The 15,002-nt window shown below is 63.7% G+C and carries 14 protein-coding genes and 1 tRNA gene; 7 read left to right on the top strand and 8 right to left on the bottom strand.

All coding sequences use genetic code 11. The features are described 5' to 3' along the window. Positions 1-216 precede the first annotated feature (216 nt). Together J2R76_RS21015 and J2R76_RS21010 are read right to left on the bottom strand one after the other, a co-directional pair. A tRNA-OTHER gene (locus J2R76_RS21015) sits at positions 217-292 on the bottom strand. Positions 293-369: 77 nt separating this feature from the next. Then, the gene (locus tag J2R76_RS21010) at positions 370-1,059 is read right to left on the bottom strand and encodes a class I SAM-dependent methyltransferase (protein WP_057017034.1); all 690 of its coding nucleotides are present in this window, start codon (positions 1,057-1,059) and stop codon (positions 370-372) included. Between the two features lie 123 nt (positions 1,060-1,182). Between J2R76_RS21010 and J2R76_RS21005 the strand changes: the two genes are divergently transcribed. Next, positions 1,183-1,710: a Dps family protein gene (locus J2R76_RS21005; protein ID WP_253624877.1), complete on the top strand. Its 528-nt coding sequence runs from the start codon at positions 1,183-1,185 to the stop codon at positions 1,708-1,710. A gap of 106 nt (positions 1,711-1,816) precedes the next feature. Here J2R76_RS21005 and J2R76_RS21000 read toward each other — a convergent pair whose 3' ends face one another. The 5 genes from J2R76_RS21000 to carA form a co-directional block, all read right to left on the bottom strand. Then, complete coding sequence (locus J2R76_RS21000; RefSeq protein WP_253624875.1) at positions 1,817-3,280, bottom strand: DUF1254 domain-containing protein; 1,464 nt, start codon at positions 3,278-3,280, stop codon at positions 1,817-1,819. Between the two features lie 347 nt (positions 3,281-3,627). Continuing rightward, positions 3,628-4,149 (bottom strand): cupin domain-containing protein, encoded by a 522-nt coding sequence (locus J2R76_RS20995; protein WP_229191362.1) that lies wholly within the window; start codon positions 4,147-4,149, stop codon positions 3,628-3,630. Between the two features lie 66 nt (positions 4,150-4,215). Beyond that, entirely contained in the window at positions 4,216-5,316 is a 1,101-nt protein-coding gene (locus J2R76_RS20990) for a mandelate racemase/muconate lactonizing enzyme family protein (protein WP_253624873.1), read from the bottom strand. A 136-nt stretch (positions 5,317-5,452) separates the two neighbouring features. Continuing rightward, entirely contained in the window at positions 5,453-5,950 is a 498-nt protein-coding gene (locus J2R76_RS20985) for a PaaI family thioesterase (protein ID WP_168855236.1), read from the bottom strand. Between the two features lie 104 nt (positions 5,951-6,054). After that, the gene (gene carA, locus J2R76_RS20980) at positions 6,055-7,248 is read right to left on the bottom strand and encodes a glutamine-hydrolyzing carbamoyl-phosphate synthase small subunit (protein WP_076827979.1); all 1,194 of its coding nucleotides are present in this window, start codon (positions 7,246-7,248) and stop codon (positions 6,055-6,057) included. 160 nt (positions 7,249-7,408) lie between these two features. Between carA and J2R76_RS20975 the strand changes: the two genes are divergently transcribed. The 6 genes from J2R76_RS20975 (at position 7,409) to J2R76_RS20950 (ending at position 14,396) form a co-directional block, all read left to right on the top strand. Next, complete coding sequence (locus J2R76_RS20975; protein ID WP_253624871.1) at positions 7,409-8,110, top strand: alpha/beta fold hydrolase; 702 nt, start codon at positions 7,409-7,411, stop codon at positions 8,108-8,110. A 58-nt stretch (positions 8,111-8,168) separates the two neighbouring features. Beyond that, complete coding sequence (locus tag J2R76_RS20970) at positions 8,169-8,624, top strand: GatB/YqeY domain-containing protein (RefSeq protein WP_028333117.1); 456 nt, start codon at positions 8,169-8,171, stop codon at positions 8,622-8,624. 119 nt (positions 8,625-8,743) lie between these two features. Then, complete coding sequence (gene folE / locus J2R76_RS20965) at positions 8,744-9,361, top strand: GTP cyclohydrolase I FolE (RefSeq protein ID WP_028333118.1); 618 nt, start codon at positions 8,744-8,746, stop codon at positions 9,359-9,361. A gap of 27 nt (positions 9,362-9,388) precedes the next feature. Next, complete coding sequence (locus J2R76_RS20960; protein ID WP_253624870.1) at positions 9,389-10,909, top strand: FAD-dependent oxidoreductase; 1,521 nt, start codon at positions 9,389-9,391, stop codon at positions 10,907-10,909. Positions 10,910-11,179: 270 nt separating this feature from the next. Beyond that, positions 11,180-12,790, top strand: coding sequence for an acyl-CoA synthetase (locus J2R76_RS20955; RefSeq protein WP_253624869.1), 1,611 nt, complete (start codon positions 11,180-11,182; stop codon positions 12,788-12,790). A gap of 388 nt (positions 12,791-13,178) precedes the next feature. After that, on the top strand, positions 13,179-14,396 hold the full coding sequence (locus J2R76_RS20950) for an IS4 family transposase (protein ID WP_253624169.1): 1,218 nt from the start codon (positions 13,179-13,181) through the stop codon (positions 14,394-14,396). Positions 14,397-14,454: 58 nt separating this feature from the next. On the opposite strand, the gene J2R76_RS20945 is transcribed toward J2R76_RS20950, so the two are convergent. Then, positions 14,455-14,970: an SRPBCC family protein gene (locus tag J2R76_RS20945; protein WP_057018078.1), complete on the bottom strand. Its 516-nt coding sequence runs from the start codon at positions 14,968-14,970 to the stop codon at positions 14,455-14,457. Positions 14,971-15,002: the final 32 nt, after the last annotated feature.

The following is a 15,002-nucleotide window of genomic DNA, read 5'->3' as shown; positions in this document are numbered from 1 at the left end:
GCGGGTGGTCTTTAGACCAGTTTCCGCACCCGCGAAACCCCCAAAAACGCGCAATCAACCGCGATTCTGGGGGAAAATCCGCATTCGGCGTATGCCCGGTTGGGGGTGCTCGGGATTGGGAGGGGCTACCGGCCCGGCTTCGCCCTGCGGGCTACGCCGCGGCAGCCTTCGCTACGAGAAGGCCTGCCGAGCCGAAGCTGCGTCAGCAGCGAAGGCTGGAGGCCCGGCCTGGATTTGAACCAGGATAAACAGTGTTGCACCACTGCCGCGTCGAAGCTTCCGCCACCGGGCCGAGTGGATCATTGCTGATTATTTCAGCGGCCGCCACGTTTACTGATGGGTAACGTTAATAGCCGGCGCAACCCAGGATCAGTGGTGCGCCACGAACGTCATCCGCCACGGATTGTGCCCGATGTTGCGCGGCGCGCGGCGGGCGCTGAACCCCGCGGCGCCGAGCTTGGCGATCATCTCGTCCTCGCGGTAGCGCTGCAGTCCGATCCGGGTGCGCAGCTGGCGGTAGTCGGACAGCGCGGTTGAAGCCAGCCCGACCAGCGCATCGCGCAGGAAACCGTGGGTCGCCGCAAAGCGCAGCAGGGCCGCGACGTCCCTCGCCATCCCGACTTCAGGCCGCAGGATATCGCCGAGCACGAACCGGCCCGAGGGCTTCAGCAGGCGGTGGATCACGTCGAACGCGGAATCGAGCTCCTGCGGCGTCATGTATTGCGCCACCGAGTTCATCACCACGAGGTCGATCGAGTCCGCGTCCATGTGCTTCAGGTCATCGAGCGAGCGGACACGGATGCGGGTGTCGGGCGCAAAGCGCGCGACCAGACGGCCGCGTACGCCGGGCGCCGGCTCCGCCAGATAGAGCTGGGCGCAGGCATTGGCGACCTTCGCCGCCGACAGCGCCTCGCCGCAGGCATAGTCGAGCACCACGGCATCCGGCGAAGCGATGTAGCCGATGATGTCGTTTGCGATGATCTGGAAATGCAGGTCACGGTGCAGTCGGCTCGCATAGATCGTATGCGTGGAATCGTAATAATCGATCCATTCATCCATCGCGTTTGGTATCCGGCAGAACGGGTTCCTGGCCTCAGGAACGGGTGGGCTGATGATGCGTTAGCGGTCCGGCGGCCAATGTTCAATGCGCCGAAATACGGGTTCCTAACAGGAAGGTCCAACGTGAGCAAAGCCAAGACTGACAAGATCTCGCCCGATCTCGACACGCCGAGCGACCTGCCGCAGGCTGCGGTGGACACGATCTCGGCCTCGCTCAACACGCTTCTGGCCGACGCCTTCGCGCTCTATTTGAAAACCAAGAATTTCCATTGGCACGTCAGCGGCCGGCATTTCCATGATTACCATTTGTTGCTGGACGAGCAGTCGGAGGCGATCTTCGCGACCACCGACCAGCTCGCCGAGCGGGTGCGCAAGCTTGGCGGCGCGACGCTGAAGTCGATCGGCGATATCGCCAGGCACCAGACCATCAAGGACAATGACGACGATTATGTGCCGCCGCGCGAAATGCTGCGCGAGTTGATGCAAGACAACAAGCACATGGCGGCTGCGATGCGCAAGGCGCACAAGCTGGCTGACGACCAGGAGGACTCCGGCACCGCAGGCCTGCTCGAAACCTTCATCGACGAAACCGAGCGCCGCACCTGGTTCCTGTTCGAGGCAAGCCGCCAGGAAGGCAGCAACGCGGCGTAAGCTGCGCGCCCGCACCCGCGAGGCAGCAATCCAGAGCTGCTTTGCTCCGGACTGCTTCGCGAAGCTTGCGGTCTGGCCGCCCGGCTGCGGTCAGTGCGGTTGAAGCCTACTGAGCTGACAGACCCACCGCTGTCTCCAATCGCACGATCGGCGGAGGATTCCACTTTCCGGTCAGCGCCTCCGATTTCGGACCGTAAAGGCGCATGGTCAGGTTGAAAGCGCCCTTCGGCGCCGGGAGCCAGTTGGCTTGTTTGTCCGCGCCCGGACTTTCGTTCTGGAAGTAGAGATCGAGCGAGCCGTCCGGGTTGTATTTGAACGGCATCCAGCTGGACACAGCGAAGCGGTTCAGCACGTTGCCGACCTGGAATCCTTCCTGGTCGTAAAGCGTGATCGACCAGAAGGCATTGACCGGCGGGGCCGCGCCCTTCTCAAAGGTGATCGTATACTTGTTGGCGCCGTCGAGCGGTTTGCCGGTATTGTCGGCGAGATTGAGCGGATAAATCGCGTCCTCCGGCAGGTTGGCGCCAAGCCCGAGCTGCGCGACGATCGCACGCTTCAAATAGTAGTTGCCGTAAACGCCCATCGTGTCGGTGTTCATCGACCAGCCGTTCGCAACGCGCGCCAGCGTCGGCACCTTCCATGCCATCAGCTTCTGCCCGTCCTGCGGCGCCGTCTCCAGCGCCCGTTGCAGCACCGGGTCCACCTTGCTGATTTCGAAGCTCTTGCCGGGCTCGATGCCGATCCTCTTCATCTGCGCGATGATTGGTTCATCGGTGATGTGCGGCGGGTGAAGCTTGAGCAGCTCGGCGGCCTGCGCGAAGTAGACGCCGGCCGACATGGTATCGACCTGCACCTTGGGCGCCGTCTTCATGTCGACGCTGGGATCGATCCTGACCTCGGTCGGCTTCTGAGTCTTGCCGAACTCGGAAAGAGGCGTGACCTTGTAGCCGGCCTGTATCTTGTGGACCGCATCGTAGTCCGGCGGGCCGTCCGTCTTGGTGCGGCCAATGACCCAGACGTAAGGCGTCGGCGCGTCGATGCGCTGGCTATCCTTCGGAAGCTTGAACTCCTCCGCAAACCTGTCGCGCAGATCAGGCCGCCATCCCGGAGCCGTCACCAGAAAGGTCCCCGCTTTGGTGCCCGTGGTGCGCCAGCCGGGCGAGGCGAACACATCCGACCACATGTCCAGCATCGGCAGCAAATAGAAGCGTCCATCGGTATCGGGAACGGAGACGACAACCGGCTCCTTGGTCATGTCCAGCCATGAAACGGAATAGAGCGTATCGAAGTTGGACCGCACCACGCCCTTGAAATTCGCCGGTGGGTATTCGGGCACGTTGACGAAGGTATTCATCGGGCCCTTGAAGTTATCCTTGCCGGGCTCGACGTTGGTGAACTGCTTTCGCGTGATGTCCATCGTCAGGAGCGGGTAGAAGTAAATATAGGCGTCCACCGCGATCGCGTGTGCCTCCTGCTCGTTGATTGCCGGCGCCGTCTGGGCCAGCGCTGCAGGCGCGGTAGCCGCGCCAATGCAGAGCGACAATGTCAGCGTCAGAATTCCTCGAAACATGTCGAATTCTCCTCTCCTGATCTCTGTTGCGGTTGCTTGTGGGAAGCGCGGAGCATCTGATGCCGTCAGGTGATGTGTATGACCTCCATTGCTCCTGCAAAAAGAGCAGCAGCGGACGCGGAAGCGGAAGCTCTGTCACTCCCGCAGATGAATCGCGCGCTTTAAGGTGTCATTGGCGGCATAAATCGCCGCAGCGATGCTGACTTAAATCAAGGAGCTTGGAAATGTGAAGCCGGCAGGCTTGATTGAAATGGCCTGCAATTCCGATGATCGATTCAGGTTGCCTGTATCCGGTCACCTCTCGCGAGGGGGCAGGGCAAGAGCAACCCGTTCGACCATCCTAGATCTTATCGCTTCCACAGCCGCACCAGCGGCCCGTCCTTGCCCATCACCGGATCGGTCGCGGGGGTCGCAACCTGTGGGATCGTCTTCAGCGCCCTGGCGTGGTTCTCCGGCGTCAGCCGCTGCAGATCCATCGGCGGGCCTGGCGGATAGGCGCCGATGACGCAGAAATCGTCGCTCGCCGACAGGCATTGATGCCCGGTGCCGGCCGGCAGGATCGCAACGTCGCCGGCCGCGATCTCGATTGCTTGCCCGCGCTCGCCGCCAAACTGCACGCGCGCGCGGCCGCGCGCGACGCCCAGCACCTCGTGCACGGTGGCGTGGTAATGCGCGAAGTCGTAGACGCCGTTGCGCCACATCGCGCCCCAGCCGTTCTCGCCGAACAGCTGCTCGATGGTGGCCTCAGGATTCTTGCTGACGTCGACGGCGGCCTTGTAGACTAGGAACGGCATCGGATTGTTCGGCACGAGGCCGTCGTCCCGGAAGACGATGGTCTGGGGTTCGATATCGGTACGGACGACCGACATGGTGGCTCTCCAGCGCTGCGAGGTGGTCTCCAGACCATCAAACCGTCGGTCCGCAAACCGTTCCAGCTAGATTTTGAACTTCAACACGTCTTCCCTGAACCTGAGCCCGTGCCCGGGCCGCTCCGGCGCGGTGATCATGCCGTTGGCGATTTCGGGCGGGTCGACCCAGAGATCGTCGATCAGCGCCATGTTCTCGCACCAGATCCCGTTCGGAATCGAAGCCAAGAGGTGCACATTGAGTTCGGGAAACAGATGCGGCGCGATCGTGATGCCGAACGTGTCCGCAAGCGCCGCGATCTTGCGCAGGTCGGTCATGCCGCCGCGCATCGGGTCGGGTTGCAGGATCGGCAGGCAGGGATTGAGAAAGAACGGCCGCAGATCGTAGCGCGTGAAATGCGTCTCGCCGCCGACGACGCGCATGTCCAGCGCCGCCGCGATCCGCTGATAGCCGGCGAAATCATCGGCCGGCACCGGCTCCTCAAGCCAGTAGATATCGTACTTCTCGAACTTGCGTCCCATCTCGATCGCGACATCGGCGCTCCAGCCCATGTTGACGTCGATCATGATGTCGATGTCGGGCCCGAGCGCCTCGCGCATGCGGCGCACATTGTCGAGGTCCTGCGCCGGCGTGTGGACGTGCGCGACCTGCATCTTGATCGCCTTGTAGCCCTGCTTCACGAAATGCAGCGCCTTCTCGATCATCCCGTCGCCGCCGGCGCCCCGGAGGCAGCCGGAACCATAGATCGGGATTTCCGAGCGATAGTGCCCCCACAGCCGGTGCAGCGGCAGGCCGGCCCGTTTCCCGACCGCGTCCCACAGCGCGATGTCGAGCGCCGACATGGCCATCGTGGCGATGCCGCCGCGGCCATAGGTCATCGTCGCCGTCCACAGATCGCGCCAGATCGCCTCGATCGCGGTGGCGTCCTTGCCGATGACGCGCGGGATGATGCATTCCTCGAGACAGGCCGCGATCGACTTCATCGCCGGCTTGAACACGAACAGATAGCCCATGCCGGTAACGCCGCCGGACGTTTCGACGTCGCAGATCAGAATGTCGCGCGTCGCGCCGAGCGCCGCGCCTTTCAGCCAGGGATCGTCGGCCCAGGGCAGCCGCAGCATCGTCACGCGGATGTCGTGGATGGTCATGTCTGAATGGGCTGAAATCATCGGCGTTTCCTTCCAGGCCGGATCATGTTTGCCTGATCTCGGACAGGGAAACTCAATCACAGAGCGCAGGCCGCGATCCAGCGCGCTTCGTCATGGCTCCAATGCGCCAAGATCTGGCGCCAAGACGCGATTGCCTTCAGGTCGTCTTGGGCAACTCGAACACCAGGCAGGTCGTGGTGGCATGGGCGAGCAGCTTGCCATTGTCGTCGGTAATCCGCGCTTCCGCCGTCGCAACCCGGCGGCCGGCGTTGAGCACATGGCCCTCGGTGCGGATTTTGCCGGTGTCCTGGCTCATGCCGCGGACGAAGGAGATCTTGAACTCCAGCGTGGTGTAGCCAAAGCCTTGCGGCAGCGTGGTCTGCACCGCAAGCCCCATCGCGGAATCCAAGAGGATCGCGGCGTAGCCGCCATGCACCGAACCGATCGGGTTGTAGTGGCGCAGGCCCGGGACGCTGTGGATCACCACATGGCCGGTCTCGGCGGAGCAGTCGAACGGCTCGACATTCTCCATGATCGGCGGCTCCGGCAGGGTCCGGGCGAAGATGCCGCGCACGAAGTCGAGCCCGGACATCGATGCCATCACCGCCATCGAGGAGACGCCGTAGACGGGCTTCGGGGTGGCGGGGGCGGTCATTGAGAAAAATCTCCGTCATTGCGAGCGAAGCGAAGCAATCCATCGCTCCAGGCTGGGATAGATGGATTGCTTCGTCGCTGCGCTCCTCGCAATGACGGGTGTGTCTACGCGGCCTGCTTGTTCTTCCGCATCAGATCGGCGAAGCGCTGGAACAGATAGTGCGAGTCGCGCGGGCCGGGCGAGGCTTCCGGGTGGTACTGCACCGAGAACACCGGCTTGCCCTCAAGCGCGATGCCGCAATTGGAGCCGTCGAACAGGGAGATATGGGTCTGGGTCGCGCCTTTCGGCAGCGTCGCCTGGTCCACGGCAAAGCCGTGGTTCATCGAGGTGATCTCGACCTTGCCGGTGGTCTCGTCCTTGACCGGATGGTTGGCGCCGTGATGGCCCTGATGCATCTTCATGGTCTTGGCCCCGACGGCAAGGCCAAGCATCTGATGGCCGAGGCAGATGCCGAAGGTCGGCGTCCCCGACGCGATCACCTTCTGGATCACGGGCACGGCATATTTGCCGGTGGCGGCGGGATCGCCGGGGCCGTTCGACAGGAACACGCCGTCCGGCTTCATCGCCAGGATGTCTTCGGCGGCGGTCGTCGCCGGCACCACGGTCACCTTGGCGCCGACGCCGGCGAGCAGGCGCAGGATGTTGCGCTTGATGCCGTAATCGATCGCGACCACGTTGAATTCCGGCGCGGTTTGCTGGCCGAAACCGTTGCCCCACACCCAGGGCGTCTCGTCCCAGGTGAAGCGCTGGCCGGAGGTGACCATCGGCACCAGGTCCATGCCCTCGAGGCCGGGCCATTCGCGGGCTTCTTCCTTCAGGCCGTGCAGGTCGAACTCGCCGTTTCTGGCGTGCACGATCACCGCATTGGGCATGCCCTTGGAGCGGATCAGCGCGGTCAGCGCGCGGGTGTCGATACCGGAGAGGCCGATGATGCCGCGCGCCTTCAACCACAGGTCGAGATGGCGGGTGGCGCGGTAATTCGAGGGATCTGATATCGCCGAGCGCAGGATCACGCCGCGCGCGCCGGGCGTCGCCGCCATGTTCACCGTCTCGATGTCTTCCTCGTTGGTACCGACATTGCCGATATGCGGGAAGGTGAAGGTGATGATCTGGCCGGCATAGGACGGATCGGTGAGGATCTCCTCATAGCCGGTCATCGCGGTGTTGAAGCAGACCTCGCCGACGGCGTGGCCTTCCGCGCCGAGACCGAAGCCTTCCAGCACGGTACCATCGGCGAGCACAAGGAGCGCGGTCGGTTTATGGTCCGGCCAGGCGGGAGCGTTTTCGGATGTTGTCATGAGCCCTTTAAATAGACGCCGCACCCGGCGGCGTCAAAGCGAAAGGGCACGGATTCACACGGCAATACCGGCCGATTTGACAGGCCCGAACGGCCTTTTAATCTAAAGTTCCCTGAAGCGGCCGTTTGCTTGCCGAAAATGACCCGTCCGGAGCTCCCGCATGGATAATACGATGCCGATCCTGCTCGTCCCGGGCCTCATCTGCTCGCCGCGGATTTTCGCCCCCGTCATTCCGGCGCTGTGGCGATGCGGGCCGGTGACGGTCGCCAACCATATCAGGGACGACAATATGGGGGCCATCGCCCGCCGGATCCTGGCCGAGGCGCCGCCGCGCTTTGCGCTCGCCGGGCACTCGATGGGCGGCTACATCGCCTTCGAGATCATGCGGCAGGCGCCGGACCGGGTTGCGAAGCTGGCGCTGATGAGCACCCAGGCGCGGGCCGATACGCCGGAAGCGACCGCGCGTCGCCGCGGCATGATCGAGCGTGCCAGAAGCGGCCAATATCGCAGCGTGGTCGATGAGCTGTTTCCGGGCTTCGTGCATCCGTCGCGGCAGGGCGATGCAAGCCTGCGCCGGATCGTCGACGACATGAGCGAGGACGTCGGCGCCGAGGCTTTCATCCGCCAGCAGAACGCGGTGCTCAGCCGGCCGGATTCGCGGCCGAGCATGGCCTGGATCAAGTGCCCGACCTTGGTGCTGACGTCGGATACCGACAACACCGTGCCAAATTCGCTGTCGGACGAGATGGCCAACGGCATTCCCGGCGCAAAACTTGTAGTGCTCGCCAATTGCGGTCACCTGCCGCAGCTGGAACTGCCGCAGGCCTGCGCCGATGCGCTGGTCGAATGGCTGAGGAACTAGGTTGTTCTGCCGGTGCAAACTGCCTAGATGAGGGGATTGCTGGCTCAAGGACAACGAAATGCTGCGCGACGACATCAATACTGCGGTCAAGGAAGCGATGAAGGCGAAGGACGAGCGCAAGCTGTCCACGCTGCGCATGGTCAATTCGACCATCAAGAACGCCGACATCGACGCGCGCGGGCAGGGCAAGCCGCCCCTCTCCGATGCCGACCTGCTCGGCCTGCTGCAGAAGATGATCAAGCAGCGCCAGGAGTCGGTCGAGCTCTATGACAAGGGCGGCCGCGCCGAGCTCGCGGCCCAGGAGCGCGAGGAGATCGCCGTGATCTCGGCGTACCTGCCGAAGCAGATGTCCGATGACGACGTGAAGGCGGCGATCTCGGCGATCATCGCCGAGACGGGTGCCGCCGGCATCAAGGACATGGGCAAGGTGATCGGCGCGTTGAAGGCGAAATACGCCGGCCAGATGGATTTCGGCAAGGCCAGCGGCCTGGTGAAGGCGGCGCTGACGGGCTAGCCGTTCGTCCCGGCTGGCTTGCGGCGCAAAGTGCCGCGGACCGAATTGCGGGAACCTTTCTGCTGACGGAGCATCTGACGGGCATGACCTCGCGATGACTCCGCAAAGGAAAGGCCCCGATGAACCCGATTGTGCATGCGCTGGATCGTGCAAGAGCCGCTCAAACCGAATCCGACAAGCCGACCCGGGCCGAAGTCGAGGCAGCAGTCCGCACCATCATCCGCTGGACTGGTGACGATCCCGAGCGGGATGGTTTGCTTGAAACTCCGGCGCGTGTGACGCGTTCGTTCGAGGAATTCTTTGCGGGTTACGACCAACGTCCCGCGGAGATCCTGGAAAAGACCTTCGAGGAGATCGAAGGCTACGACGAAATGATTGCCCTGCGGGGCATCCGCTTCGAGAGCCATTGCGAGCATCATATGGCGCCGATCATCGGTCAGGCCTGGGTTGCCTACATCCCGAACGGCCGCGTGGTCGGCATCAGCAAGCTGGCGCGGGTGGTCGACATCTATGCCAGGCGTTTGCAGATCCAGGAGAAGATGACGGCGCAGATCGCCAACACCATCAACGACGTCTTGAAGCCTCAGGGCGTAGGCGTCATCATCAAGGCGTCGCATCACTGCATGACGACCCGCGGCGTGCACAAGCCGGATACCGATCTCGTGACCAGCCGCATGCTGGGTTGCTTTCGCGACAATGCGCTAACCCGCCAGGAATTCCTCGGCATAGCGGTTTAGAGCGTCACAGGGCGATGGAGGAATGATATGGCCGATCAGCAAGCTCCTTCCGGTCCGGATCTGACACAAGGCGTTGCCCTCTCCGACTTCACGAGCGCGATGTTGCTCGGCCATGTCGGCGACGAGGACGTGCTGCTGGTGCGCTCGGGGGCGGATATCTTCGCCATCGACGCGCATTGCAGCCATTACCACGGCCCGCTCGCCGAAGGCCTCCTTGAGGGCGAGACCGTCCATTGCCCCTGGCATCACGCCTGCTTCGATATTCGCACCGGTGAAGCGACCGCCGCGCCCGCCTTCAACGCGCTCGCTGTCTGGAAGGTCGAGCGGGAGGGCGATCGCATCATCGTGCGCGAGAAGCGCGCGCAGCCGAAACTCCGCGTCAAGGGCCCGGTCGATGCGCCCGGCAGCATCGTGATTGTCGGCGGCGGCGGGGCGGGGTTTGCCGCCGCCGAGATGCTGCGACGGCAGGACTATCGCGGCAGCATCGTCATGCTGAGCGGCGAGGCCGCGCCGCCGGTGGATCGTCCGAACCTGTCAAAGGACTTCCTCGCCGGCAGCGCGCCGGAAGACTGGCTGCCGCTGAAGCCGGACGATTTTTATCGTGACGCGGCGATCGATCTGAAACTCAGGACCGAGGTCAAGTCGATCGATACCGGCCGCCGCAACGTCGTGCTCGCCGGCGGCGAAACGCTCGCCTATGACCGGCTGCTGCTGGCGACCGGCGCGGAGCCGGTGCGGCTGCCGATCCCGGGCGCGGACCAGCCCCACGTTCATGTGCTACGCACCGTCGACGATTGCCGGGCCATCATCGCCGCGGCCAGCGGAGCGCGCCGCGCGGTGGTGATCGGTGCAAGCTTCATCGGTCTCGAGGTGGCGGCCTCGCTCCGCGCGCGCCAGATCGAGGTTCACGTGGTCGGGCTGGAACAGCGGCCGATGGAGCGCGTACTCGGGCCGGAGATGGGCGATTTCGTCCGTGCGCTGCACGAAGAGCATGGTGTCGTATTCCACCTCGGCGACACGGTGACCGCGATCGAGGGCAAGCGAGCCCGCCTGAAGAGCGGGCCTGTGCTCGATGCCGATCTCGTCGTGGTCGGTGTCGGCGTGAAGCCGCGGCTGGCGCTGGCGGAAGCGGCCGGGCTCGCCATCGACCGCGGCGTGACAGTCGACGCCTATCTCGAGACCAGCGTTCCCGGCATCTACGCGGCCGGCGATATCGCGCGCTGGCCCGATCCGCACAGCGGCGAGACGATCCGGGTCGAGCATTGGGTGGTGGCGGAGCGCCAGGGCCAGACCGCCGCGCGGAATATGCTTGGGCAGCGCGAGGTGTTCGACGCGGTGCCGTTCTTCTGGAGCCAGCATTACGACGTGCCGATCAACTATGTCGGCCATGCCGAGCAGTGGGACGAGATCGCGGTGGACGGCAGCATCGCCGGCAGGGATTGCGTGCTGCGCTACAAGCGCGGCGGGCGCGTGCTCGCGGTCGCGTCGATCTATCGCGACCTCGATAACCTCAAGGCCGAGGTCGCAATGGAGCGGGCGTCAGCCTGACGGCTTTCTCCTCAAGGATGTTCGTAGCCCGGATGCAGTGAAGCGAAATCCGGGGGAGTCTGTCCACTCGATGAGAACCCCGGATTGCGCGGAGCCTGTCATCGGGCGCGCGTTCGCGCGACCGCTCCATCCGGGGTTCTTTATCCGGGCATCACATTCTTCGTCAGCCCGGGCTTGTCCCGGGCATCGACGTCTCTACAATCTGCCGCAGCAAATGCGGATGGCAGGGGAAAGGCCCGGCCATGACGAGGGACGGAAGCAACACACACCATGCTCAAGGAAGCCGCTACTTACGACGAGCTCTATCGCAACTTCCGCTGGGACGTTCCCGCGCGCTTCAACATGGCGACCGCGTGTTGCGACCGCCATGCCGACGGCACCGGGCGGCTCGCGCTGGTCTATGTCGACGAGGATGGCGGCACCACGCGCACCTCGTTCGACGAGGTCGCGGACGCCTCGCGCCGTTTCGCCAATGTGCTGACCAACGACGGGCTGGTGCGCGGCGACCGCGTCGCCGTGTTCCTGTCGCAATCGCTCGAACTGCCGGTCGCGCATCTCGCGGCGTTTCGCGCAGCGATGATCTCGATCCCGCTGTTCGCGCTGTTCGGCGAGGATGCGCTCGAATTCCGCCTGTCGAATTCTGTTGCCAAGGCCGTGATCACCGATGAAGCAGGCTGGGAGAAGATCGCGAAAGTCCGCGATCGCCTGCCCGAGTTGAAGAGCGTCTATATCGTCGGCGATAAGACGCCGGCGGGGACGAAACCGTTCTGGAGCGCGGTCAAGTCGGCATCGCCCGAGTTCGCGACCGTCGACACCTCGGCCGACGATCCCGCGCTGATCATCTACACGTCGGGCACCACGGGTAACCCGAAGGGCGCGCTACATGCGCATCGCGTCGTGCTCGGCCATCTGCCCAATGTCGAAATGTGCCACAACTTCCTGCCGAGGCCCGGCGACCTGATGTGGACGCCGGCCGACTGGGCCTGGATCGGCGGCCTGATCAACGGCCTGTTCGCATTCTGGTACCACGGCATCCCGATGGTTGGACACCGCGCCCGCAAGTTCGAGCCGCAGGCGGCGATGCGGATGATGGCCGAGCTCGGCATCCGCAACGTGTTCCTGCCGCCGACCGCGCTGAAGCTGATGCGGCAGGCCAATGTAAAGAATTCCGGCGTCAGGCTGCGCAGCATCTTCACCGGCGGCGAGTCGCTCGGCGGCCAATTGCTGGATTGGGTGCGCGACACCTTCGGCATCGACGCCCATGAGGTGTTCGGGCAGACCGAATGCAATCTCGTGATCGGCAGCAATTCCAATCTGTTTCCGATCCGTCCGGGCTCGATGGGCCGCGCTACGCCGGGCTTCGACGTCCGCATCGTCGACGACAAGGGCGCGGAACTGCCGCGGGGCCAGCGCGGCATCATCGGCGTGCGCCAACCGTGCCCCTGCACCATGATCGAGTACTGGCGCAATCCGGAAGCGACCGCGAAGAAATATGCCGGCGAATTCCTGCTGACCGGCGATCTCGGCGTGCAGGATGAGGACGGCTATTTCTGGTACGTCAGCCGCGAGGACGACGTCATCACCACGGCCGGCTATCGTGTCGGCCCGTCCGAGATCGAGCACACGCTGATGAAGCATCCGGCGGTCGCGATGTCGGCGGTGGTCGGCATCCCCGATCCGATCCGCACCGAATCGATCAAGGCCTGGATCGTGCTGCGGCCGGGCTACGCGCCGGGCGATGCCCTGGCGCGCGAGATCCAGGAGTTCGTCAAGGTCCAGCTCGCCGCCCACGAGTATCCGCGCTTCGTGCAGTTCGCCGATAGCCTGCCGATGACGGCGACGGGCAAGGTGCTGCGCCGGGAGCTGAGGGCGCTGGGGTAGTTTTCTCCGTCGTCGTCCCGGGCAAGCGCAGCGCGGCCCGGGACCCATAACCACAAGGTAAAGTTGTTGTGCGACGCTATGGCCCCAGCGAACTCTAAACGTTTGGAGCGGTGGTTATGGGTCCCTGCTTTCGCACTAGCGTGTCTACACGGTTTTGGGGCGCGACAGATTGACTCGGTGCAGCAAGAAGTGGCGTCTCTGCAGCATGTTGTATGATTCTCTCACTGGCGCTTTGATTCGAAGGAGCGCCAGCGATGCAGCCGGATTTGTCTTTGGGTGAGTTCGGGGACGTTCGTCTCGACAAAAGGGGGCGACGCTTCTCCGGGCTATGCTTTGCACGCGCAGCGTCTGCTTGCGCCAGATGGCCCGGGGCGATTGGGCTGCCAATATGGCGTTCTGGCGGTTTGTGAACAACCCCCAAGTCACGATCGATAAATTGATTGAGGGCTGGAGCACGCAGACGCGGACTGCGGTCAGCGGGCGTCATGTGCTGGCGATCCAGGATACGAGCGAGGTCAAGTTCCAGACCCAGGCGGGACGGCGGCGCGGGCTGGGCAAAGTCGGCAAGGGCAATGCTCGCGGCGTGCTGTTGCATGCGATGATGGCGGTGGATGCCGACAGCGGGGTCTGTCTTGGCCTTACTGGCGGCAACGTTTGGACGCGCAAAGGCAAGGTAAAAATCCCGCATGAGCGGCGCGCCTTGGCCGACAAGGAGTCGGCGCGCTGGGTGACGGCCGCCGAGCAAGGCCGCGACGTCCTGGCAGATGCCCGCATGATCACCGTCGTCAACGACCGCGAGGGGGATTTCTTTGCTCACTGGGCGCTGACGCCAGCTGAGAATGTCCATCTTCTGTCGCGTGCCATGCACGACCATGCGCTGGTCGATGGCGACACACTTTATCAGGCGGTCGAGCGGAGCCGCTTCTGCGACAACGCGGTGATCGATCTGCCGCAGCGAATGGATCGGCGCGGCCGGCAGGCCCATCTCTCGATGCGCTTCGGAACCGTCGTGCTCAAGCGGCCGCAGAGGCCCGGCGTCACCGACTTGGCGGAGGGCATCAAACTCAGCTTCGTAGAAGTGGTCGAGTTGCATCCGCCGAGAGGTGCGGAGCCCATTCGCTGGCTGCTCCTGACCACTCATCCGGTCGCCACCGTTAAAGACGCCTGGCAGATCGTCTCCTGGTACCGCCAGCGCTGGATCATTGAGCAACTCTTTCGCTCGCTGAAGAGCCAGGGTTTGCGCATCGAGGATAGTCAGATCGAGAGCGCCGAAGGCCTGATCAAGCTCGTGGCGGTCGCCATCAGAGCGGCATGTATCGTCATTCAACTCGTTCAGGCCCGCAACAGTGGCGAAGAATTGCCGGCTGAATTTGTCTTCACCGCAGAAGAGATCGAGACGCTCAGGGCCATCAACAAAACCATGAAAGGTCGCACCGAGCTTCAGAAAAACCACCATCGCCCCAACACCCTTGCTTGGGCGGCATGGATCATCGCAAAACTCGGCGGATGGACCGGCTACGCCTCCCACCGTCCACCTGGACCAATCACCTTCCACACCGGAATGGCCCGCTTCCAAATCCTCGCAAATGGCCCGACAAACGTGTAGATGCACTAGTGCTTTCGCAGGGACGACAGCGGAGTATGGAGCGGCTGTATCGCCAACCTCACGTCGGCATCGCGATTCCCAATTCCTTCAGCGCGGCCATCATGCGCGCTGGCGGCTGCATCGGGATCACCATAGCCTTGCCGGTCTCCACGAGGCTCTTGAGGCTGGAGAGGATCGCCGGCCAGCCGGTGCGGCCGCCTGCGAGAATGTCGTCGCTGATCGGACGGTCATGCGATTGCAGGAGCGTCAGCTTCACGCCGTCGCCTGCCGGTTCGATCTCCCAGGTGACGAGCGTCGGCCCGAGCTTTTCGACCAGCTGCGGCCAGTTGACGTTGAAGGTGACGGTCAGCCGCTTCAGCGGATCGCACTCGATCACCTCGCCGGAGATGTGCAGCGCGCCGTCGGGCGTCCGCACGACGTAGGCGCCGCCGATCCGAAGGTCGACCTCGACCGCGTTGCCGGAGAAATACTGCCGGCTGAGTTCGGCAGTCGTCAAAGCCTGCCACACCTTCTCGGGCGTGGCGGCGATGTAGATCGCGTAGACGATTGCCGGTTTGAATTTCTCGATGTTCATGTCTGTACGCACCCGTCGATAGATTTTCATTG

The organism is Bradyrhizobium sp. USDA 4532 (assembly GCF_024171315.1).
Lineage (GTDB): Bacteria > Pseudomonadota > Alphaproteobacteria > Rhizobiales > Xanthobacteraceae > Bradyrhizobium > Bradyrhizobium australafricanum.
The sequence above is the reverse complement of the archived record's forward strand: the minus strand, read 5'-3'. Positions and strand labels throughout refer to the sequence as shown.

Coding starts and splice junctions, on each gene's coding strand:
- J2R76_RS21010 (WP_057017034.1), bottom strand. CDS start 1,059: ATGGATGAATGGATCGATTATTACGATTCCACGCATACGATCTATGCG.
- J2R76_RS20960 (WP_253624870.1), top strand. CDS start 9,389: ATGGCCGATCAGCAAGCTCCTTCCGGTCCGGATCTGACACAAGGCGTT.
- J2R76_RS20945 (WP_057018078.1), bottom strand. CDS start 14,970: ATGAACATCGAGAAATTCAAACCGGCAATCGTCTACGCGATCTACATC.
- J2R76_RS21000 (WP_253624875.1), bottom strand. CDS start 3,280: ATGTTTCGAGGAATTCTGACGCTGACATTGTCGCTCTGCATTGGCGCG.
- J2R76_RS20995 (WP_229191362.1), bottom strand. CDS start 4,149: ATGTCGGTCGTCCGTACCGATATCGAACCCCAGACCATCGTCTTCCGG.
- J2R76_RS20950 (WP_253624169.1), top strand. CDS start 13,179: ATGGCGTTCTGGCGGTTTGTGAACAACCCCCAAGTCACGATCGATAAA.
- J2R76_RS20990 (WP_253624873.1), bottom strand. CDS start 5,316: ATGATTTCAGCCCATTCAGACATGACCATCCACGACATCCGCGTGACG.
- J2R76_RS20975 (WP_253624871.1), top strand. CDS start 7,409: ATGGATAATACGATGCCGATCCTGCTCGTCCCGGGCCTCATCTGCTCG.
- J2R76_RS20970 (WP_028333117.1), top strand. CDS start 8,169: ATGCTGCGCGACGACATCAATACTGCGGTCAAGGAAGCGATGAAGGCG.
- folE (WP_028333118.1), top strand. CDS start 8,744: ATGAACCCGATTGTGCATGCGCTGGATCGTGCAAGAGCCGCTCAAACC.
- J2R76_RS20955 (WP_253624869.1), top strand. CDS start 11,180: ATGCTCAAGGAAGCCGCTACTTACGACGAGCTCTATCGCAACTTCCGC.
- carA (WP_076827979.1), bottom strand. CDS start 7,248: ATGACAACATCCGAAAACGCTCCCGCCTGGCCGGACCATAAACCGACC.
- J2R76_RS20985 (WP_168855236.1), bottom strand. CDS start 5,950: ATGACCGCCCCCGCCACCCCGAAGCCCGTCTACGGCGTCTCCTCGATG.